This window comes from Cellulosimicrobium sp. Marseille-Q4280 (genome assembly GCF_943181405.1).
Taxonomy (GTDB): domain Bacteria; phylum Actinomycetota; class Actinomycetes; order Actinomycetales; family Cellulomonadaceae; genus Cellulosimicrobium.
The window spans coordinates 361,341-381,045 of the sequence record NZ_CALPBY010000004.1 but is presented as its reverse complement, the minus strand read 5'-3'; the positions used below and the strand labels follow the sequence as shown (position 1 = coordinate 381,045).

Annotated in this window: 18 protein-coding genes; 9 read left to right on the top strand and 9 right to left on the bottom strand. The window is 74.5% G+C overall.

Annotated elements, in window-relative coordinates:
* Positions 1 to 23: 23 nt before the first annotated feature.
* On the top strand, positions 24 to 833 hold the full coding sequence (locus NFS20_RS12985) for an SAM-dependent methyltransferase (RefSeq protein WP_251152201.1): 810 nt from the start codon (positions 24 to 26) through the stop codon (positions 831 to 833).
* A gap of 47 nt (positions 834 to 880) precedes the next feature.
* Here NFS20_RS12985 and NFS20_RS12980 read toward each other — a convergent pair whose 3' ends face one another.
* The 3 genes from NFS20_RS12980 to NFS20_RS12970 all read right to left on the bottom strand — a co-directional run bounded on the left by NFS20_RS12980 (position 881) and on the right by NFS20_RS12970 (position 2,679).
* Positions 881 to 1,588 carry an HAD hydrolase-like protein gene (locus NFS20_RS12980; RefSeq protein ID WP_251152200.1) on the bottom strand — a complete coding sequence of 236 codons (708 nt, stop codon included), beginning with the start codon at positions 1,586 to 1,588 and terminating at the stop codon, positions 881 to 883.
* Between the two features lie 174 nt (positions 1,589 to 1,762).
* Positions 1,763 to 2,293, bottom strand: coding sequence for a DinB family protein (locus tag NFS20_RS12975; RefSeq protein ID WP_251152199.1), 531 nt, complete (start codon positions 2,291 to 2,293; stop codon positions 1,763 to 1,765).
* Between the two features lie 29 nt (positions 2,294 to 2,322).
* Positions 2,323 to 2,679, bottom strand: a complete 357-nt coding sequence (locus tag NFS20_RS12970; protein WP_251152198.1) for a MazG nucleotide pyrophosphohydrolase domain-containing protein — start codon at positions 2,677 to 2,679, stop codon at positions 2,323 to 2,325.
* A 134-nt stretch (positions 2,680 to 2,813) separates the two neighbouring features.
* On the opposite strand from NFS20_RS12970, the gene helR reads away from it, so the two are divergent.
* Positions 2,814 to 4,988: an RNA polymerase recycling motor ATPase HelR gene (helR, locus tag NFS20_RS12965; RefSeq protein ID WP_251152197.1), complete on the top strand. Its 2,175-nt coding sequence runs from the start codon at positions 2,814 to 2,816 to the stop codon at positions 4,986 to 4,988.
* A 4-nt stretch (positions 4,989 to 4,992) separates the two neighbouring features.
* On the opposite strand, the gene NFS20_RS12960 is transcribed toward helR, so the two are convergent.
* Positions 4,993 to 5,850, bottom strand: a complete 858-nt coding sequence (locus tag NFS20_RS12960; RefSeq protein WP_251152196.1) for an ABC transporter permease — start codon at positions 5,848 to 5,850, stop codon at positions 4,993 to 4,995.
* Positions 5,850 to 6,872, bottom strand: a complete 1,023-nt coding sequence (locus NFS20_RS12955; protein ID WP_251152195.1) for an ABC transporter ATP-binding protein — start codon at positions 6,870 to 6,872, stop codon at positions 5,850 to 5,852. Before NFS20_RS12955 ends, NFS20_RS12960 begins: the two co-directional genes overlap by 1 nt.
* A gap of 134 nt (positions 6,873 to 7,006) precedes the next feature.
* Here NFS20_RS12955 and NFS20_RS12950 point away from each other — a divergent pair, with 134 nt between their 5' ends.
* Both NFS20_RS12950 and pgm read left to right on the top strand, forming a co-directional pair.
* Positions 7,007 to 7,954, top strand: a complete 948-nt coding sequence (locus NFS20_RS12950; protein ID WP_251152194.1) for a TetR/AcrR family transcriptional regulator — start codon at positions 7,007 to 7,009, stop codon at positions 7,952 to 7,954.
* Positions 7,955 to 8,009: 55 nt separating this feature from the next.
* Positions 8,010 to 9,692 (top strand): phosphoglucomutase (alpha-D-glucose-1,6-bisphosphate-dependent), encoded by a 1,683-nt coding sequence (gene pgm / locus NFS20_RS12945; RefSeq protein WP_251152193.1) that lies wholly within the window; start codon positions 8,010 to 8,012, stop codon positions 9,690 to 9,692.
* Between the two features lie 94 nt (positions 9,693 to 9,786).
* Here pgm and NFS20_RS12940 read toward each other — a convergent pair whose 3' ends face one another.
* Positions 9,787 to 10,629 carry a 2Fe-2S iron-sulfur cluster-binding protein gene (locus NFS20_RS12940; protein WP_251152192.1) on the bottom strand — a complete coding sequence of 281 codons (843 nt, stop codon included), beginning with the start codon at positions 10,627 to 10,629 and terminating at the stop codon, positions 9,787 to 9,789.
* The gene (locus NFS20_RS12935; protein ID WP_251152191.1) at positions 10,626 to 12,575 is read right to left on the bottom strand and encodes an FAD-binding protein; all 1,950 of its coding nucleotides are present in this window, start codon (positions 12,573 to 12,575) and stop codon (positions 10,626 to 10,628) included. The genes NFS20_RS12940 and NFS20_RS12935 overlap by 4 nt, the downstream gene beginning before the upstream one ends.
* Before the next feature lie 218 nt (positions 12,576 to 12,793).
* On the opposite strand from NFS20_RS12935, the gene NFS20_RS12930 reads away from it, so the two are divergent.
* Positions 12,794 to 13,522 carry a hypothetical protein gene (locus NFS20_RS12930; protein WP_251152190.1) on the top strand — a complete coding sequence of 243 codons (729 nt, stop codon included), beginning with the start codon at positions 12,794 to 12,796 and terminating at the stop codon, positions 13,520 to 13,522.
* A 96-nt stretch (positions 13,523 to 13,618) separates the two neighbouring features.
* Here NFS20_RS12930 and NFS20_RS12925 read toward each other — a convergent pair whose 3' ends face one another.
* Positions 13,619 to 13,918 carry a GNAT family N-acetyltransferase gene (locus NFS20_RS12925; RefSeq protein ID WP_251152189.1) on the bottom strand — a complete coding sequence of 100 codons (300 nt, stop codon included), beginning with the start codon at positions 13,916 to 13,918 and terminating at the stop codon, positions 13,619 to 13,621.
* A 46-nt stretch (positions 13,919 to 13,964) separates the two neighbouring features.
* Here NFS20_RS12925 and NFS20_RS12920 point away from each other — a divergent pair, with 46 nt between their 5' ends.
* Complete coding sequence (locus NFS20_RS12920; RefSeq protein ID WP_353050455.1) at positions 13,965 to 15,269, top strand: MFS transporter; 1,305 nt, start codon at positions 13,965 to 13,967, stop codon at positions 15,267 to 15,269.
* A 160-nt stretch (positions 15,270 to 15,429) separates the two neighbouring features.
* On the opposite strand, the gene NFS20_RS12915 is transcribed toward NFS20_RS12920, so the two are convergent.
* Positions 15,430 to 16,023, bottom strand: coding sequence for a helix-turn-helix domain-containing protein (locus NFS20_RS12915; protein WP_251152188.1), 594 nt, complete (start codon positions 16,021 to 16,023; stop codon positions 15,430 to 15,432).
* Positions 16,024 to 16,070: 47 nt separating this feature from the next.
* Between NFS20_RS12915 and NFS20_RS12910 the strand changes: the two genes are divergently transcribed.
* The 3 genes from NFS20_RS12910 to NFS20_RS12900 all read left to right on the top strand — a co-directional run bounded on the left by NFS20_RS12910 (position 16,071) and on the right by NFS20_RS12900 (position 19,675).
* A complete protein-coding gene (locus tag NFS20_RS12910; RefSeq protein ID WP_251152187.1) occupies positions 16,071 to 16,979 on the top strand; it encodes a class I SAM-dependent methyltransferase in 909 nt (302 codons plus the stop codon).
* Between the two features lie 24 nt (positions 16,980 to 17,003).
* The gene (locus NFS20_RS12905; protein ID WP_251152186.1) at positions 17,004 to 18,146 is read left to right on the top strand and encodes an NAD(P)/FAD-dependent oxidoreductase; all 1,143 of its coding nucleotides are present in this window, start codon (positions 17,004 to 17,006) and stop codon (positions 18,144 to 18,146) included.
* Between the two features lie 122 nt (positions 18,147 to 18,268).
* Positions 18,269 to 19,675 carry an MFS transporter gene (locus tag NFS20_RS12900; RefSeq protein ID WP_251152185.1) on the top strand — a complete coding sequence of 469 codons (1,407 nt, stop codon included), beginning with the start codon at positions 18,269 to 18,271 and terminating at the stop codon, positions 19,673 to 19,675.
* The last annotated feature ends 30 nt before the right edge of the window (positions 19,676 to 19,705 follow it).

Genomic DNA, 19,705 nt, shown 5'->3' with positions numbered 1-19,705 from the left:
ACGTGCGCCCGCCGGGACACGCGATGACAGCGGAGGCCACGATGGCCGCGAACGACCGGATCCGCGAGCACTACGCAGGGCGCGACCTCGCGGACCGCATCCTTGCCGCCGCCGGTGCCGACGACGAGAGCGGTGCCGTACCGGTCGACGCGCTCGCGCCGTACGACGAGCTGCACGCCGGGGGGCTGGCCACGACCCTCTACCTGCTGAGCCGGCTCGAGCTCGACGCCGGGACGGCCCTCCTCGACGTGGGCTGCGGTCTCGGCGGCTCGTCCCGCGTCGCCGCCGACCGCCACGGTTGCCCGGTGACCGGCGTCGACCTGAGCCCGGACTTCGTCGCCGCGGCGCGGGCCCTGACGACGCGTGTCGGCCTGTCGCACCTCCTCCGGTTCGAGGTCGGGCAGGCAGAGCAGCTCCCGTGCGACGACGCCTCCCACGACCGCGCGGTGATGATCCACGTCGGGATGAACCTGCCCGACAAGGCCGCGACCTTCGCCGAGGTGCACCGCGTCCTGCGGCCCGGCGGGTTGTTCGGGCTGCACGACCAGATGCGCGTCGGCCCCGGCGACCTGCCCTACCCGCAGCCGTGGGCCGTCGACGACGAGACGTCGTTCCTCGCCTCCCCGTCCGCCTACGTGGACGCGCTCGCAGCGGCCGGCTTCGAGGTGCTGAGCGTCGAGGACCGCCGTGCGGCGCTCGCTGCGGGTCCTGGGGAACCCGCGGAGGACCGGGCCGTCGTCTTCGGTCCAGCCTTCGTCGAGCGCATGGCGAACCGGATGGCGGCGACCAGAGCCGGGATCCTCGCACCGGTCGTCGTCCTGGCTCGCGCCTGACGGGCGACCGAACGTCGCGAAAAGATGCCCTCTCCCGTCACGTCGGATCAGCCGGCGTCGCGTCGAGCGAGCCCGAGGACCGTCGTGACGAGCTCCGCGGGCGACCCGACGACGGCGCGCGCCCCCGCCGCCTCGAGCTCACCCGGGTCGGCGTAGCCCCACGCGACGCCGACGCACGCGATCCCGTGCTCGGCCGCCCCGTGCACGTCGTGCTCGCGGTCACCGACCATCACCACTGCGTCGGCCGTCAGGTCAACGAGCCCCGCGTCCGCGCGCAGCCCGGCGAGCGCGTGCGCGATGACGTCGCCCTTCGACCGGCGCGTGCCGTCGAGCGTCGCGCCGAACACGTCGTCGAGACCACGGTCGAGGAACGCGTCGATGCCGAGGTGCGTGGCGATCCGGCGGGCCAGGGGCTCCGGCTTCGACGTCGCGAGGGCGAGGCGCACACCTGCGTCACGCAGGGTCGTCAGGGACGCGGGGATGCCGGGGAAGAGGGCGTTGTCGAACAGCTTCCCCGCCGCGTACACCTCGCGATAGGCGGCGACGGCCGCGCCGACCTGGTCGACCGGCACGCCGTGCCGCGGGAACGTGTCGTCGAGGGGTGGGCCGATGAAGCCGCGCAGGACGTCGTCCGGCGGTACCGCGAGCCCGAGCGCCGCGTAGGCGTGGCGCACGGACGCGACGATCCCGGGAGCGGAGTCGGCGAGCGTCCCGTCGAGGTCGAGCAGGACGACGTCGTACCCGGGCGCGCTCATGCCGCGCCCGCTCGCGGCGACCTGGCCGACGGTGGTCGCCGTGCTGCGCGAGGCGCGAGGCCGTCGCGGGAGGGGCGGGGCGGTGGCGCGGTCACGCCCGCCATCGTGCCGGGTGCCCGACACCGGGGCAACCGTCGTCCACGGCGGCGCGCACCGCCCGGTCTTCCACGAGGACTACTCGCCGACCGCCCCGTCGATCGACTCGCGGATGAGGTCCGCGTGGCCGTTGTGCCGCGCGTACTCCTCGATCATGTGCACGACGATCCAGCGCAGGTTCCACGGCTCGCCCGTACGCCTGTGCGTCACGACCGAGACGCGGTCGAGGCCGCCGTCCGACAACGCCGCCTCGAGGATCTCGTCGGACGCGGCGATCGACCGGTCCAGGAGCACGCGCAGCTCGGCCGGGCTGTCCTGCGTCGCGCTGTGCCAGTCCCAGTCCGCGTCGGCGTCCCAGTCGGCGGTGTCGAACGGGGCGATCAACGGCTTGCCGAGGAAGATCTCCGAGAACCAGTACGACTCGACGAGCGCGACGTGCTTGAGCAGGCCACCCAGGGACATGGTCGACGGCGACAGGGTCTGCGCGAGCTCAGCGGCGTCGAGGCCGGACGTCTTCCAGCGCAGCGTGTCGCGGTGGAAGTCGAGGTACCCGCGCAGGGTCGTGATCTCGTCGGCGGTGGCGGGAGGGTCGGTGCGCTGGTCGGTCACCGCGCCACCCTAGAGGCGCGGCGGACGGCTCAACCATCGAATTCCGACTCCCAGGCGAGCCACTTGCGCCGCACCGCCGCCTCGACGTCGACGCCCTGCGAGCGGGCGAGCAGCAGGAGGTGCGCGAGGACGTCGGCGACCTCGTCCGCGAGGGCCTGTCGTGCGCCGTCGGGCACGGGCTCGCCCGCCGCCCGCGGCCGGGTGCGACCCGTGACGGCGAGGAACGCCTGCACGAGCTCGCCGACCTCCTCCGTGAGCTTGAGCGCGAACCAGTCGGCGTCGCGGTCGATGCCGAACTTCCGCGCGTAGAGGGCGGAGACGTCCTCGACGCGGTCGGTGAGGCCGGGGAGGGTGAGAGGGAGGGCGAGCGGCGCGTCGTCGGGCACCGGTCCAGTGAACCACCGCGCGGACGACGTCGCGCGAACCCCTCCGTTCTCAACGTATAGCGCATGGGGGGTCTTGTGGCAAGGCCCCCCTCGGCACCCAGACTGACGGCTCACGCCACGACGCAAGGAGCCCCGTGAACCCTCTCGCCACGAGCGCCTTCGACCTTCCCGACCGCCTCTCGCACAAGGGTGACCCGGCCCTGGTCGCCGACGACGAGCAGCACCTCGCGCGCATCGCGGCGACCCTCGAGGAGCAGGTCGCCGACCTCACCGTGCGCCTCGACGCCGCGCGCCGCGCCCCGGGCGGCCACGGCCAGGCGGCGCTGGACCGCGACCAGGAGGTCCACCGCCTGAGCGCACGCCTGCGCACGCTGCGGCGCTTCGGGCTCGACCTCTGCCTCGGCCGCATGGTCCCGGCCGACGGTTCCGAGCCCGTCTACGTCGGCCGCCTCGGCCTCACCGACGGCGCCGACCGTCGGCTGCTCGTCGACTGGCGGTCGCCGGTGGCCGAGTCGTTCTTCGGGGCGACCCACGCCGACCCGATGGGCCTCGCGAGCCGCCGCCGCTACCGCTGGACCCGCGGCCGCGTGAGCGACTACTGGGACGAGGTGTTCACGCCCGACGGCCTCGAGGGGAACGTCGCGCTCGACGACCAGTCCGCCTTCGTGGCGAGCCTCGGCAGCAGCCGGTCGCCCCGGATGCGCGACGTGCTCGGCACGATCCAGGCCGACCAGGACGCGATCGTCCGGGCGGGGTCGCGGGGCGCGCTCGTCGTCGACGGCGGCCCGGGAACGGGCAAGACCGTCGTGGCCCTGCACCGCACCGCGTACCTGCTGTACTCCGACCCGCGCCTCGGCCACCGCCGCGGCGGGGTGCTGTTCGTCGGCCCGCACCAGCCCTACCTCGCCTACGTCGCCGACGTCCTGCCCAGCCTCGGCGAGGAGGGCGTGCAGACCTGCACGCTGCGCGACCTCGTCCCCGAGGGTGCGAGCGCCGTGCCGGAGACCGACCCCGAGGTCGCTCGGCTCAAGGCCTCCGTCGAGCTCGTGCGGGCGATCGAGCCGGCCGTCGCGTTCTCCGAGCGGCCGCCCGGCGAGGGCATGGAGGTCGAGACCCCGTGGGGCGACGTCTGGGTCAGCACCGCCGACTGGGCCGAGGCCTTCGAGGCCCCCGAGCCCGGGACGCCGCACAACGAGGCGCGCGACGACGTCTGGGACGCACTCCTCGGCATCCTCGTCGACAAGATCGGAGACGCGGACGGCGACGAGTCGGCCGACGGCGGTGGCGCCGCCGCGGAACAGGTCCGCCGCGCGCTCGCGCAGGACCGCGAGTTGGGCGCGGCGTTCAACCGGGCCTGGCCGCTGGTCGAGGCGACCGACCTCGTGGCCGACCTGTGGTCGGTCCCGGCCTACCTGCGGCTGTGCGCCCCGTGGCTCACGTCCGACGAGGTGCGGACGCTCCAGCGGGACGAGCCCGAGGCGTGGACCGTCTCCGACCTGCCCCTGCTCGACGCCGCCCGGCGGAGGCTCGGCGACCCCGAGACGTCGAGACGTCGGCGTCGGCGCGAGGCGGCCGTCGTGGAGGAGCGGCGGCGCATGGCCGACGTGGTGGACGACCTCGTCGCCGCCGACGACTCCGAGCTGCTCGTCATGTCGATGCTGCGCGGGCAGGACCTGCAGGACGCGCTCGTGGACGACTCGGCCCCGCCGGCGGACCCCGGCCTGCTCGCCGGCCCGTACGCGCACGTCGTGGTCGACGAGGCGCAGGAGCTGACCGACGCGGAGTGGCGCATGCTGCTCGACCGCTGCCCGTCGCGGAGCCTGACGGTCGTCGGCGACCGGGCCCAGGCACGGCACGGGTTCGCCGGGTCGTGGGAGGAGCGCCTCGGGCGCGTCGGTCTCGACCGCGTCGAGGTGGCGTCGCTGAGCATCAACTACCGCACGCCGGAGGAGGTCATGGCGGAGGCCGCGCCGGTGATCCGCGCCGCGCTCCCGGACGCCAACGTGCCGACGTCGGTCCGGAGCACCGGGGTGCCGGTCCGGCACGCACCGGCCACGGAGCGCGACGCGATCCTCGACGGCTGGCTCGCCGAGCACGCCGAGGGCACCGCGTGCGTGATCGGCGACCCGACGTTCGTCGCGACGCCCCGCGTCCGCTCGCTCACGCCCGAGCTGGCGAAGGGGCTCGAGTTCGACCTCGTCGTCCTCGTCGACCCGGAGGCGTTCGGCTCCGGGATCGAGGGCGCCGTCGACCGCTACGTCGCCATGACGCGCGCGACCCAGCGGCTCGTGGTGCTCACGAGCCGCTGAGCGGTCAGACCGTGCGCCGCGTGCGCCGGATGCCGACCCACAGCCCGACGGCGCACGTCACCGCCGCGGCCACGAAGCCCCACAGCACGTCCGTGTCGGCGAACCGGCCGGCGAGCAGCGCGCGCTCGGCGTCGACGATGTAGGTGAGGGGGTTGAACAGCGCGGCCGTGCGCATCCACGCCGGGCCGGCCTCGAGCGGCAGCATCATCCCGGAGAGGATCAGCAGCGGGAAGAGCAGCGACTGCTGCACGCCCCAGAACAGCCACTCACGGTTCTTCGCCGCGAGCGCGAGCGCGATGGACAGCGCGCCGACACCGATGCCGAACAGGCCCAGCAGCGCGAGCCCGACGAGCAGGTGCAGCGGATACAGGGTGAACCCGAACGGCACGCACACGAGCGCGATGAGCAGCCCCTGCACGACGAGCGGCGCGAACTCCTTGAGCGCGCGGCCCACGAGGATCGCCGACCGGTCGAGCGGCGTCGCGAGGACCCGCTCGTAGGAGCCCGTCATCATCTCGTAGAGCAGGTTGGACCCGCTCATGGACGTGCCGAACAGCGAGATCATGACGATCACGCCGGGCACGAACCACTGCAGCGTGTCCGCGGTGCTCGCGCCCTCCGCTCCCCCGAACGACCCGCCGACCGCACCGGTCAGCAACGGCCCGAACAGCCCGAGGAAGATCAGCGGCTGCAGGAGCGAGAAGATGAGGGTGAACGGGTCGCGCAGCACGAGGAGGATCTCGCGCGTGAACACGGCCCAGGTGTCGGCGAAGAACTTCGCGGCCCCCGTCCGCAGGGTGGCGTCAGGGCCGGAGGTCACCCCGGTGGTCCGTGCTCCTGACACGTCGGTCCTGGTCGTCATCACGCCGCCTCCTCTCGCAGGCTGCGTCCGGTGAGGTTGAGGAACACGTCGTCGAGGCTCGCCTGCCGGAGCTCCGCCGACCGCACGGCGAACCCGCCGACGCGCAGCGTCTCGATCGCCTCGGGCAGCCGGTCGGCACCGTGCGTCGTGGAGATCCGCACGGCGAGACCGCCGTCCGCGCCGGGCGTCACCTCCGCCCGCTCCGCGTCCTCGGCGAGGGCCGCGCGGACCCGGGCGACGTCGTCGGGCACGCCCTCCGTGCCCGACGACGCGGGCGCACCCTGCCCCGGCCCGTCGCCCGGGAACGGGCTCACGGTGAGCGTGATGAGGTCGTCCGCGTGGTCGCGCTTGAGGTCGTCCGGGGTGGCGTCGGCGATGATGTCGCCGTGGTCGATGACGACGACGCGCTCGGCCATGTCGTCGGCCTCGTCGAGGTAGTGCGTCGTGAGGACGATCGTCATGCCGTACCGCTCGCGCATCGCCCGGATGTGCTCCCAGAGGTTGGCGCGCGCGTGCGGGTCGAGCCCCGTCGTCGGCTCGTCGAGGAACAGCAGCGGCGGGTGGTTCATGAGGCCCAGCGCGACGTCGAGGCGCCGTCGCTGACCACCGGACAGCGACTGCACGGTCCGCTTCTCGAGCCCGCCCAGGTCGAGGGCCTCGAGGAGGTCGGCCGCGCGCCGCGAGTACTCGGCGGGAGGCAGGCCGTAGAAGCGGCCCTGGTTGTGCAGCTCGTCGAGCACGCGGTAGGAGTAGCCGCCCCCGTTGCCCTGCCCGATGAAGCCGATGCGCGAGCGCACGTGCGCGGGGTGGCGCACGACGTCGAACCCGGCGACCTCGGCCGAGCCGGCGGTCGGTTCGAGGAGGCTCGTGAGCATCCTCAGGGTGGTGGACTTGCCGGCCCCGTTGGGACCGAGGAAGGCGACGAGCTCGCCCTCGCGGACGTCGACGTCGATCGCCCTGACGGCTTCGACGACCTCTTTCTTGCGGTGGAAGGTCTTGGTCAGGCCACGGGCTCGGATCACCGGAGCCACCCTTTCGTACGCCGTACCGAAATTGACCCGACCACGCTAGCATACGGTGTACGGGAAAAGGCAAGCCTTGCTTGCGGACACGTACCGAGGCGGCCCACGAGAGGAAGTCGGGGGAGGATGCGCACGTGACGACCGACCGCACCGAGGAACGCACGAGCTCCGACGCGCCGTCGGGCACCCCGCCCGTCCCGGGCAGCCCTGCCGGGCCGGCCGGGTCCGACGAGCCCGCCGAGGCCGGCGGGGACGGGACCCGGGACCGGCCGCGCGGCGTCGTCGCGGCCGCCGAGGCCGGGGTGCCGAGCGCGGTCGCCGCCGCCGAGCACGCACGCGCGGGGATCGCCGAGGTCGTGCGCACGCCCGAGGTCACGCGCCGGCTCGCGCTCCTGTGGGACCCGCCCTCCCCTGCGACCCGGGGACGCAAGCCACGACTCACGCTCGACGACGTCGTGCGGGCCGGGATCGCCGTCGCGCAGGAGGGCGGGCTCGACGCGCTCTCGATGCGCCGCGTCGCGACCGAGCTGGGCGTCGGCGCGATGTCGCTCTACACGTACGTCCCCGGGCGCACGGAGCTCGTCGACCTCATGATCGACCGGGCCTACTCCGAGCTCGACCTGCCTGCCGCCGGCGACCCGTGGCGTCGGGCGCTCGCGCAGTACGCGCACGAGATGTGGCACCTCTACCTGCGCCACCCGTGGATCCTGCAGACCAACATGTGGCGCGCGCCCCTCGCCCCGCACGTGCTCGACGCCCAGGAGGCCGGGCTGCGCACGATCGTCGACACCGGCCTCGGCGAGATCCAGGTCGTGGAGACGCTCGGCCTGGTGGACAACTACGTGCAGGGGCTGGCGCGCGCGACGATCGCCGAGTCGTCCGAGCAGGACGGCAGCGACGAGTACTGGACGACGCTCAGCTCGTTCTGGGAGGACTGGTTCGACGTCGAGCGCTACCCCACCATGACGCGCGTCTACGTCGCGGGCGGGTTCGACGCCCCGCAGGGCCCGTTCGACGCGAGCCTCGACCGCCTGCTCGACGCCGTCGAGATGGCGATCGACCGGGCGAACGCCGGTCGCTGAGACGGCCTTCCCGTCCCGGCTGACGGGGGACGGCCACCCCTGGCAGGATCGACCCATGGACCCCCGCGCCGGCACCCCCGCCCAGCCCAGCGACCTCATCGACGTCGACGCCGTGGTCGGCGCCTACTACGACCTGTCCCCCGACGTCGACGACCCCGCGCAGAAGGTCGTGTTCGGCACGTCGGGCCACCGCGGGTCGAGCCTCGACCACGCGTTCAACGAGGCCCACATCGTCGCGATCACGGCGGCGATCGTGGAGTACCGGCGGTCGCAGGGCACGGACGGACCGCTGTACATCGGCCGCGACACGCACGCCCTGTCGCTCCCCGCGTGGCAGACGGCGCTCGAGGTGCTCGTCGCCGCGGGCGTGACCACCCTCGTCGACGCGCGGGACTCCTTCACGCCCACCCCTGCCGTCTCGCAGTCGATCCTCCTGCACAACGGCGCCGGGACGTCCGAGGGCGTGCGGACCACGGGCCCCGGCCTCGCGGACGGCATCGTCGTCACGCCGTCGCACAACCCGCCGCGCGACGGCGGCTTCAAGTACAACCCGCCGCACGGCGGGCCGGCCGGCTCCGAGGCCACCGGCTGGATCGCGGACCGCGCGAACGAGATCCTGCGCACCGGCGTCGGGGCGGTCCCCCGCGTCGCGCTGACGCAGGCGCTGGAGTCGGAGCACGTCCACAAGCACGACTTCCTCACGACGTACGTCGACGACCTCGTGAACGTCCTCGACCTCGAGGCGATCCGCGCGGCGGGCGTGCGCATCGGCGCGGACCCGCTGGGCGGCGCGTCGGTCGAGTACTGGGGCGAGATCGGCGAGCGGTACGGGCTCGACCTGACCGTCGTGAACCCGCAGGTCGACCCGCGCTGGTCGTTCATGACGCTCGACTGGGACGGCAAGATCCGCATGGACTGCTCGTCGCCGTACGCGATGGCGTCGCTCGTCGCGGGGATGACGGGCACGGGCGAGGAGGCGCCGTTCGACGTCGCGACGGGCAACGACGCCGACTCCGACCGCCACGGCATCGTCACGCCCGACGCCGGGCTCATGAACCCGAACCACTACCTCGCCGTCGCGATCGAGTACCTGTACGGCGGCGCCCGGGGCGGATGGCGCGACGACGCGGCGATCGGCAAGACGCTCGTGTCGTCGGCGCTCATCGACCGTGTGGCGGGCGGGCTCGGGCGCCGGCTGATCGAGGTGCCGGTCGGGTTCAAGTGGTTCGTGCCCGGGCTGCTCGACGGCTCGGTCGGGTTCGGCGGCGAGGAGTCCGCGGGGGCGTCGTTCCTGCGCAAGGACGGCCGCGTCTGGTCGACCGACAAGGACGGCCTGCTGCTCGCGCTGCTCGCGTCGGAGATCATCGCGACGACCGGGAAGTCGCCGTCGGAGCACCACCGCGAGCTCGTCGCGCGGTACGGCGAGTCCTGGTACGCGCGCGTCGACGCCCCCGCGACGCTCGAGGAGAAGGCGACGCTCGGCAAGCTCTCGCCCGAGCAGGTCACCGCGACCGACCTCGCGGGCGAGCAGATCACCGCGAAGCTCACGAGCGCACCGGGCAACGACGCGGCGATCGGCGGCCTCAAGGTGACGACCGAGAACGCCTGGTTCGCGGCGCGGCCGTCGGGCACGGAGAACGTCTACAAGATCTACGCCGAGTCGTTCGTGTCGGAGGAGCACCTGGCGCAGGTCCAGGCCGAGGCGAAGGACGTCGTCTCGGCCGCGCTCGGCAGCTGACTCCCGGTCGCGAGGTAGAAGCTCCGGTCGCGAGGGAGAACCCCCGGCGTCCTACCTCGCGACCGGAGCTTCTCCCTCGGCGAGAACCGGAGACCTAGCGCGGCGCCTGACGGGCGTCCCAGGTCTCGGTCGCGACACGCTGCGCGTCCCGCAGCGCGCGCGCCGGGTCCACACCCTTCGGGCACACCTGCGTGCACGCACCCACCTGGATGCACGGCCACGCGCCGTTCTCCGTGTCGAGGACGTCCGCACGGTCCAGCTCGCCGCCGTCGCGCGAGTCCTCGTCCCACCGCCGGGCGGTCGCGACGACCGCCGGGCCGAGGAAGTCGGGCGCCGGCTCGAGCTGCGGGCACGCCGCGTAGCAGAGCATGCAGTCGATGCACTGCGCGAAGTCCCGGAACGCGGCGAGCTCGCCCGGCGCCTGGACGCTGCCCGACGCCGGCCCGCGCGCCCGCAGCGCGTCGTCGCCTGGGTCCGGGGCCGGGTCGTGCGCACCCGGACCCGGGTCCGCGCCCAGGGCGAGGGCCTCCCCCGCCGGGCCGGCCAGCGGGAGCCGCGTCGCGCCGTCGGGCACGAGCCACGGCTTCACCGCGGCGAGCTTGCCGAGGAACGTGTCGGTGTCGACGACGAGGTCGCGCAGCACCTCGGCGTGCGCCAGCGGCTCCACGACGAGGCCCGACGTGCGGTAGCCGCGCACGAACGTCTCGCACCCGAGCACCGGGCGGCCGTTGACCATGACGCCGCACGACCCGCAGACCGCCATCTTGCACGACCACCGGAACGTCAGTGTCGGGTCGGCGTTGTCCTTGACCCACTGCAGCGCGTCGAGCACGGACGTGCGGTCGTCGAACGGGACGTCGAACACGTCGCGCCGTGCTGCGCCGTCGGGGTCCTGACGTGCCACCTCAAGCCGCACCGTGCTCCCCGTCTCGCTCACGAGCCCGCTCCCTCTGCCGCCGAGAACGACCTGGCGGTCGTTCTCGCGCTCTTTCCGTCCGTGAGGTCGTGCTCGGCGCCGGACGACGGCCGTCCACCCACGGGCGCGTGCGTGATCCGCACCCCGCCGTCGGCGTCGAGCGCCGCGAGCGAGTGGCGCGGGACGTCGTCGGTGCCGGGGAAGTCCAGGCGCTGGTGCGCGCCACGCGACTCCTCGCGCGCGAGCGCCGCCGCGACCGCGACATGGGCCACGAGCAGCGTCGCGCCGAGCTCGACAGTCGTCGCCCAGTCGGTGTTGAGCACCGCGCCCGTGTCGGCGACGCGGACGTCGTCGTAGCGTGCGCGCAGCTCCTCGAGCGCCGCGAGCGCCCGCCGCAGCCCCTCGGCGTCGCGGTAGATCCCGGCGTCCGCGTCGAGCACGCGGCCCAGCTCCGCGCGGATTGCGGCAGGAGGCTCGGTGCCGCGACCCCGCATCGCGAGGTGACGGTCCGCGACCTCCGCGGCGCGGTCCACGACGTCCGCCGCGACGCTCCCGGGGCCGACCCCCGCACCGGCGGCCGCAGCACCGCCGGTCACGCGCCCGCCCCCGACGGCGTGCTCGCGCGACCACCCGAGCGCCTGCTCGCCGGCCGCGCGTCCCACGACGAGCGTCTCCACGAGCGAGTTCGACCCGAGCCGGTTGGCCCCGTGCAGCCCGGTCGACGCGCACTCCCCGGCGGCGAACAGCCCGCCGATCTCCGTCGCGCCCCGCGCGTCGGTGCGGATGCCGCCCATCGTGTAGTGCGCCGTCGGGCGGACGGGGACCGGCTCGAGCGCGGGGTCCACGCCCGCGAACTGCTTCGCGAGGCTCGCCACGAGCGGCAGCCGCTCGGCGATGCGCTCGCGGCCGAGGTGGCGCAGGTCGAGCAGCACGACGCCGCCGTCGGGCGAGGGGATCGTGCGACCGTCGCGGTCCGCGTGCCAGAACGCCTGCGACAGCCGGTCGCGCGGGCCGAGCTCCATCGTGCGGGGCACGGGCGACCCGACGGGCGTCTCGGGGCCGAGGCCGTAGTCGGCGAGGTACCGCTTGCCGTCGGCGTCGAGCAGCACGCCGCCCTCGCCGCGCACCGCCTCGGTGAGCAGGATGCCGCTGCCGGGCAGGCCGGTCGGGTGGAACTGGAGGAGCTCGAGGTCGCGCAGCGGGACGCCCGCGCGCAGCGCCATCGCCATGCCGTCGCCCGTGACGATCCCCGCGTTCGTGCTCGTCCCCCACGCGCGCGCCGCGCCGCCGGTCGCGAGGACCACCGCGGGCGCGGCGAGGAGCAGCGGCTCGCCGCGGTGCTGGTCGTGCACGACGACGCCGCGCACCTGCGCGCCTGGCGAACCGCCCGCGACGGCCGGCCCGCCGCCGTCCACGACCTCACCCGTGACCACGAGGTCGAGGACGTGGTGCTCGTCGTAGCGGCGGATCGGTCCGGCGTCGCCCGAGTGGCGCAGCGACGTCTGGAAGAGCGTGTGCAGCAGGTGGAACCCGGTGCGGTCGGCGGCGAACCACGTGCGCGCGCGGCTCATCCCGCCGAACCGGCGGATCGCGACGTGCCCGTCGTCGCCGCGGCTCCAGGGCATGCCCCAGCGTTCGAGCCGCCACAGCTCGCCGGCCGCGCGCTCGACGACGAACCGCACCGCGTCCTCCTCGCACAGCCCCGCGCCGCCTGCGAGGGTGTCGGCGACGTGCTGCTCCAGCGAGTCGTCGTCCCCGACGACGCCCGCGGCGCCGCCCTCGGCCGCGACGGTGTGCGAGCGCATCGGGTACACCTTCGACACGAGTGCGACGACGGGGGTCCGGGCGGTCTCGTCGGCCGTCGCCTCGCGGGCGGCCGCCTCCGCGATCGCGAGCGCCGCGCTCAGCCCGGCCGCGCCGCCACCGACCACGACGACGTCCGCGTGCTCGACCCGCAGCCGCGTCACCGGACGGGACCTCCGGCCCTGTCTCGCACAGCGGGCCGTCGGACCGGGGGGACGGACGTGACGTGGGTCATACCGGAAGGCTCGTGCCTCGCGGAATCTTGCGCAACAGGCGAAGGTCCTCGGTCCCACCGTGCTGGATGGGCACCGGTACCCATCGCTGCGCGCGCCGCGCCCACGTACGGTCGCCGGGAATCCCACCCGACGAGCCCGGAGTCCTCATGCGCCCTGCCCGTACCGCCGCCCACCTCGCTGTCGCGTCCGCTCTCGTCCTCGGCCTCGCAGCCTGCTCCGACGGCGGGGACGCGCCCGCGGAGACCAGCGCCCCGGCCGTCGAGGAGTCGGCCGAGACGGAGGCCGAGCCGGCGGACGACGAGACCGAGGCGGCCGAGGAGGACGCGGCGCCCGCGAGCGACGGCGAGCAGCCCGACTGGGCGAACCCCCTCAAGGACCCGGGCGAGCAGATCTCGACCTACACCGTCGGCGACGTGCGCGTCGACGTCTACCAGGTGAGCGTCGTCCCGGCGACGAAGACCGGGAACTTCGTCGACCCGGAGAAGAACGAGCCGATCATCGCCGTGGGGGACGACATCGTCTTCGTCAACTACGTCGTGACGAACGAGGGCGAGCCGATCGACCTCGGCTCGAGCCTCGTCAACACGAGCGCGCGCTACGACGACTGGCCCTACATGCAGGGCATGGACTCCGTCACGGACTTCGACCTCACCGACGCGCAGGGCGTCAACCGGAACGGCATGGCGGACGGGGCCTACCGCGAGCCGTCGGTGTACACGCTCGGCACGGACCAGACCTACTCGTACGGCGAGAACTTCCCGTACCAGCCCGGGTCGCCGATCACGTTCGAGTCCGTCATCACACCGGTCGACGCCGAGGGCGAGCTCCTGCACGACGAGCGCCTCGAGGGCTCGGGGACCGGCACGATCTCCTGACCGTCCGACCGGGCCGTCCGCGCTGCGGCAGGCCCGGGGACGAGCGCGACGGCGAGGGTGCGGCACGACCGCACCCGCGCCGTCGTGCGTCGGGGCTCAGCGGCGCGTGAGGTCCTCGTACGCGGGGTGGCGCGCGATGTAGGCCTTGACGAACGGGCACAGCGGCACGACGCGCTCGCCCGACGCGCGGACCTGGTCGAGCGCGCCGACGACGAGCGCCGACCCGACGCCCCGGCCCTCGAACGCCGGGTCGACCTCGGCGTGCGTGAAGATCACCCGCCCCGGCTCGCGCACGTACTCGGCGAACCCGGCGACGACGCCGTCCGGGGTGCGGGCCTCGAAGCGGTCGCCGGCGTCGACGACGTCGATCGTCTGCGGGTCTGTGTCCTGGCTCATGGCGCCCATCGTCCACGATGCGAGCACCCGGTGCGACACTGGGACGGTGGTGCAGGATCCCCCGCTCTCCCCGGCCGGACCGGAGGACGACGACCCCAGTGACGAGCGCGGCGTCGCGGCCCCCGAGGCCCCGGCGTCGCGCAACCCCTACCGGGCGGTCCTGACCGTTCCCGGCGCCTGGCGCTTCTCCGCCGCCGCGCTCGTGGCACGCCTGCCGATGTCCATGGTCGGCATCGGCACGATCCTCATGATCCAGGGGATCTACGGCGAGTACGCCCTCGCCGGCCGCGTCGCGGCGGTGCTCATCGTGGTGCAGGCGATCTTCTCGCCGCAGATCGCGCGGCTCGTCGACCGCGTCGGCCAGCGGAAGGTCATGCTGCCCCTGCTGGCGGCGACGACCCTCGGGCTCGGCGGGCTCATCCTGTGCGCGGTGCTCGGCACGCCCGAGTGGACGCTCTACGTCTTCGCCGCGATCGCCGGCGGGACGCAGGGCTCGTACGGGTCGATGGTCCGTGCCCGGTGGACCGGGGTGCTCGACGACCCCCGGCGCCTGCACACCGCCTACTCCCTCGAGTCCGCGCTCGACGAGCTGGTGTTCGTCGTCGGGCCCGTGCTCGCCACGATCCTCGCGACGACCGTGTTCCCGTCCGCCGGGCTGCTCGTGCCGCTCGTCGCGGCCGTCGTGGGCGGGCTGTGGTTCCTCTCGCAGCGCGGGACGGAGCCGCCCGTCGTCGTGCCGGAGCCGGGCGTCAAGCAGCGGTCGGCCATGCGGTCGACGGGGATGGTCGTGCTCGCCGTGATCTTCGTCGCGATGGGCATCGTGTTCGGCGCCACCGACGTGTCGACGATCGCGTTCGCCGAGGAGCAGGGGCAGCAGGGCGCCGCCGGGCTGATCCTCGCGGTCTTCGCGTCCGGCTCGCTGCTGTCCGGGCTGTTCTACGGCGCCCGGCACTGGGTGTCGCCGCTGTGGCGGCGTTTCGTGCTCGGGATCGTCGGCCTCGGCGTCGGCGTGAGCCTGTTCTTCTTCGTCACGTCGCTGCCCGTGCTCGCGGCGGTGATGTTCGTGACCGGCTTCGCCATCGCGCCGACGCTCATCAACGGCAACGGGCTCGTCCAGAACCTCGTCGCCCCGAACCAGCTCACCGAGGGTCTCGCGTGGGTCGGGACGTCGCTCGGCGTGGGCGTGTCGATCGGGTCGTCCGTGGCCGGGACGCGGATCGACGCGGCCGGCGCGCACGCCGGGTTCGAGGTCGTCGTCGCGGCGGCGCTGCTCGCGGTCGTGCTGGCGCTCGCGGCAGTCCGGTCGCTGCGGCGCAGCGCCGCGCGGGAGGACGTCGCGCCGGCACCCTGACGCGCCTCGCGCCGTCGGCCCACCGGTGCGCCGTCGGTCATCGCTCCTGCCGAACCCCGGGTTGTGCGCCCTTGAACGGCCCGAACGACACATGTCCCGGGGTTCGGCACGGGACGTTGCCGTGCAACCCCGGGTTCGGCGGGTGCCCGACGGCGGTCCCTCAGCCGGTCGGCGGCGTCGCGCCGGGCCGGCCGTCCCGCAGGTGGGCGCGCTCGCCGTCGTGGTCGAAGATCGTGAGGATCTCGACCGGGCCGTCGTGCGCGCCGAACGAGTGCGGGACCATCGTCGAGAACTCCGCGGCCTGCCCGGCCTGGACGAGCACGCGGCGCTCGCCGAGGTAGAGGCACGCGGTCCCGGAGAGCACGGTGAACCACTCGTGGCCGGGGTGCACGCGCTGGTGCTCGGGACCGACCGGCCGCTCCGGCGTGATCCGCATCTTCGCGACGGTGCTCCCCGCACGCTCGCGCGACAGGAGCCACGTCGTGACGCCCTCGTGCCGGCTGGGCTCGGGGCGGATCACGACGTCCTCGTCGTCGACCGGCTCGACGAGCTGGTCGAGCGTCGTGCCGAGCGCACGGGCGATGGGCACGAGCTGGTCGAGCGCGATGCGGCGCCCCCCCGTCTCGATGCGGCTCAGCGTCGACGGGCTGAGGTAGCACCGGGCCGCGAGCGCGTCGAGCGTCCAGCCGCGCGCGAGGCGCAGCCCGCGGATGCGCTGCCGGACGACGGCGTCGAGGTCGACTTCTTGCGTCATGCGCAAGAGTCTATGTCTCCTGCGCAGATCCGGCCTACCGTGGTGGCATGACGTCGCACGACCACCACCACCACGACCATGCTTCAGGTCACCACGGCCATGCCCACGTCGGTGCCCATGAAGGCGCCCACGGAGGTGCCCGCCCCGACGACGACGCCTGCGCCGAGATCCTCGAGCTCGACGCCGTGGTCTTCGCGGACCTCCTCGCCGACGTCGTCGCGCGCGTCGCGGCCCTCGCGCCGTCGCCCACTCGGACCGTCGTCGACCTCGGCGCGGGCACCGGGACCGGGACGCTCGCGCTCGCGAAGGCCCTCCCGGACGCGCAGGTCGTCGCCGTCGACTCGTCGTCCGTGATGCTCGGCCGCCTGCGCGCCGCCGCCGACGGCGCGGGTGTCGGCGAGCGGGTCCGCACCGTCGAGGCCGACCTGGACGACGGGTGGCCCGCGACCGGCGAGGCCGACCTCGTGTGGGCGTCCGCGTCGATGCACCACGTCGCGGACCCCGACCGCGTCCTGCGCGACGCCTACGCCGCGCTCGCCCCCGGCGGGCTGGTCGCGGTCGTCGAGATGACCGGGACGACGCCCGTCCTGCCGCGGTCCGTCGGACGCGAGGGCCTCGCCGGCCGCCTCGCCGAGGCGATGACGCACGCCGGGTGGAACCAGTACCCCGACTGGACGCCCCACCTCCAGCGCGCCGGGTTCCGGCTCGTGGAGCGCGTCGAGCTCGAGTCGTCACCGGCGACCGGACCCGACGCGACGCGCTGGGTGCGCACGGCCCTCGAGCGCCAGCGCGACCACCTCGCGCCGCACCTCCCGCCCGAGGACGTCGCCGCGATCGCCGCCTTCCTCGACCGGCCCGAGCGCACGGCGTCGGGCACCGACCCCGAGCCCCCCGGCGACGAGCCGACGGCCCGCAGCGGCCGCATCCTCTGGGCGGCGCGCCGCCCCTCCCGCTGACCCGATCCCTGCTGAGGAGACCCCATGACCACCACCTCGCTCCCCACCCACGACGTCGCGATCGTCGGTGGCGGACCCGCCGGGCTGTCCGCCGCGGTGACGCTCGCCCGCTCGCTGCGCTCCGTCGTCGTGATCGACGCGGGCGAACCCCGCAACGCGCCCGCCGAGGGCGCGCACAACCTGCTCGGGCGTGAGGGCGTCCCGCCCCGCGAGCTGCTCGCCGCCGGGCGGCGCGAGGCGGCGTCGTACGGCGCGCAGGTCCGGCCCGGCCGCGTCGTCGCCGTGCGCAGGGAGGGAGACGGGTTCGCCCTCGACGTCGCGCCGCTCGCCACGCTCGCCACTGCCGGCGCTGCCGGCGCGGACCGCACGGACCGCACGGACGCGTCGGGCCCCGTCGACGGCCGGGCGCCGACGACGGTCCGCGCCCGGCGGGTGCTGCTCGCCGCCGGCCTCGTCGACGAGCTGCCCGACGTCCCGGGCGTGCGGGAGCTGTGGGGCCGGGACGTCATCCACTGCCCGTACTGCCACGGCTACGAGGTGCGCGGTCGCCGCATCGGCGTCCTCGGCACGGGGCCGAACGCGGTGCACCAGGTGCTGCTGCTGCGCCAGCTGAGCGACGACGTCACGCTCTTCCTCCACACCGCACCCGAGCCCGACGACGCGGCGTGGGAGAAGCTCGCGGCCCTCGGCGTGCGCGTGGTCGAGGGGCGGGTCGCACGCCTCGACGTGGGCGTTCCGGGTACCCGACCGGCAGGAGAGGACGGCGTGGCCGGCGGCTCGCTCCGCGGCGTCGTGCTCGAGGACGGCACGACGTTCGCCGTCGACGCGGTCGCGGTCGCGCCGCGCTTCGTCGCGCGCGGCGAGCTGTTCGAGCAGCTCGGCGGCGAGCTCGAGGAGCACCCGATGGGTGGGCGGTTCGTCCCGGTCGACGCCCGCGGCGCGACGGCGGTGCCGGGCGTGTGGGCCGCGGGCAACACGAGCGACCTGTCGGCGATGGTCGGCGCGTCGGCCGCGGCCGGCGTGATGGCCGGCGCGCAGCTCAACGCCGAGCTCGTCACGGAGGACGCCGAGCGGGCCGTCGAGCGCCGTCGGTCGCCGTTCTCGGCGCACCGGGAGGCCGAGGTCGCCGCGCTCGTGGCGGGCGTCCGCGCGCACGGGCTCGCCTGAGCGGGACCGGCCGCCCGACGTCTTCGCCCGCGTCCCGATGAGTCCGGGGGCCGGCGGGCATCTACCTCTTCAGCGCCGACGCACCCACGAGGGTTCCGGCAGGCTGCCGAGGAGGCGTGATGGTGAGCGTGGGTCGCCCGAGGACGGTGACGCGGCGGTGGTGGGCGCTGGCCGTGGTGTGCATGGCCATGTTCATGGGGGTGCTCGACTCGACCAGCGTGTACGCGGCGCTACCGGTGATCGCCGTCGACCTCGGCTTCGCCCCTGCCCAGACGCAATGGGTGGTCACCGCCTACGGGGTGGCGATCGGTGGGCTGCTGCTGCTGGGTGGGCGGCTGGCCGACCTCCTCGGACGGCGCCGGGTGTTCATGGCCTCGGTGGGCGTCTTCGCGGTGTCGTCGGTGGCGTGCGGCCTGGCCTGGTCGAGCGAGGTGCTCATCGCCGCCCGTGTGGTCCAGGGAGTGGGCGCTGCGGTGATGACGCCTGCGGGGCTGTCGATCGTGATGCAGGTCTTTCCCGACGGCCCCGACCGCAACAAGGCCCTGGGGATCTGGGGCGGGCTCGGCGGGGCCGGCGCGTCGGCCGGTCTCCTGCTGGGTGGCGTGCTGACCGACGGGCCGGGCTGGGAGTGGATCTTCCTCACCAACGTCCCCGTCTGCCTGGTGGTGCTGTCGCTCTGCCGGGTGCTGCTGCCCGAGGGCTCTGCGGGCGGGCAGCGTCCGGACGTCGCGGGTGCGGTGACGATCACCGCCGCGCTGACGCTGATGCTCCTGGCGTTGTTCCGGGTCGCCGAGGACGGGCCGGGTGTCGCCGCGGCGACGTTGGCTGCGGGTGCCGTGGTGGCGGCAGCCGCGTTCGTCGCGGTCGAGCGTCGTAGCCCGGCACCCCTGGTACCCCTGCGGGTCCTCTCCTCGCGCACCCGGGCCGGCGGCAACCTGGTCGTCGTGATCGCGGGCATCGCGGTCGACGGACTGCTGATCGTCGTGACCCTGTACGCGCAGCAGGTGCTCGGGTTCTCGGCGATCCAGTTCGGGCTGACGACGGCGACCATGACCGTCGCCTCCGTGCTCGCGGTGATGGTCGGGCAGCACCTGGTCACCCGCTCGGGGTTCCGGCTCGTGGCCACCGCGGGCCTGGGCCTCCTGGCGATCGCGTGCGTGCTGCTGAGCCGGCTCTCGCCCGCAGGCGTGCCGGTGGACCTTCTCCCGGGACTCACCGTCTTCGGGGCCGGACTGGGCGCGGCCTTCGTCGCGGGCCAGATCGCCGCGCTGGCCGGTACGGAGGAGCGCGACGCCGGACTGGCGGCAGGTCTGGAGGAGACGTCGTTCGCGATCGGGACGACGACCGGTGCGGCGCTCGCCTCGGCGGTCGCCGTGGGCTACGCGACGCGCCGGTCCGCCGGTCCGCCGTCGGACTCCGCGCTGACCGAGGGTTTCGAGCTCGCGCTGCTGGCCCTGGCCGGCGTTGCGGCGCTGGGGGCCCTGCTGGCGGTGGCGCTGCTCCGCGTCGCACCGGCGGGTGCACGCTGACGTGCGGCGCCGACCACGACGTCGAGCGCC

What these genes read in the sequence shown, in the direction of transcription:
- NFS20_RS12915 (WP_251152188.1), bottom strand. Translation starts at nt 16,023, where the DNA reads ATGACGCAAGAAGTCGACCTCGACGCCGTCGTCCGGCAGCGCATCCGC.
- NFS20_RS12980 (WP_251152200.1), bottom strand. Translation starts at nt 1,588, where the DNA reads ATGAGCGCGCCCGGGTACGACGTCGTCCTGCTCGACCTCGACGGGACG.
- NFS20_RS12930 (WP_251152190.1), top strand. Translation starts at nt 12,794, where the DNA reads ATGCGCCCTGCCCGTACCGCCGCCCACCTCGCTGTCGCGTCCGCTCTC.
- pgm (WP_251152193.1), top strand. Translation starts at nt 8,010, where the DNA reads ATGGACCCCCGCGCCGGCACCCCCGCCCAGCCCAGCGACCTCATCGAC.
- NFS20_RS12910 (WP_251152187.1), top strand. Translation starts at nt 16,071, where the DNA reads ATGACGTCGCACGACCACCACCACCACGACCATGCTTCAGGTCACCAC.
- NFS20_RS12925 (WP_251152189.1), bottom strand. Translation starts at nt 13,918, where the DNA reads ATGAGCCAGGACACAGACCCGCAGACGATCGACGTCGTCGACGCCGGC.
- NFS20_RS12985 (WP_251152201.1), top strand. Translation starts at nt 24, where the DNA reads ATGACAGCGGAGGCCACGATGGCCGCGAACGACCGGATCCGCGAGCAC.
- NFS20_RS12905 (WP_251152186.1), top strand. Translation starts at nt 17,004, where the DNA reads ATGACCACCACCTCGCTCCCCACCCACGACGTCGCGATCGTCGGTGGC.
- NFS20_RS12960 (WP_251152196.1), bottom strand. Translation starts at nt 5,850, where the DNA reads ATGACGACCAGGACCGACGTGTCAGGAGCACGGACCACCGGGGTGACC.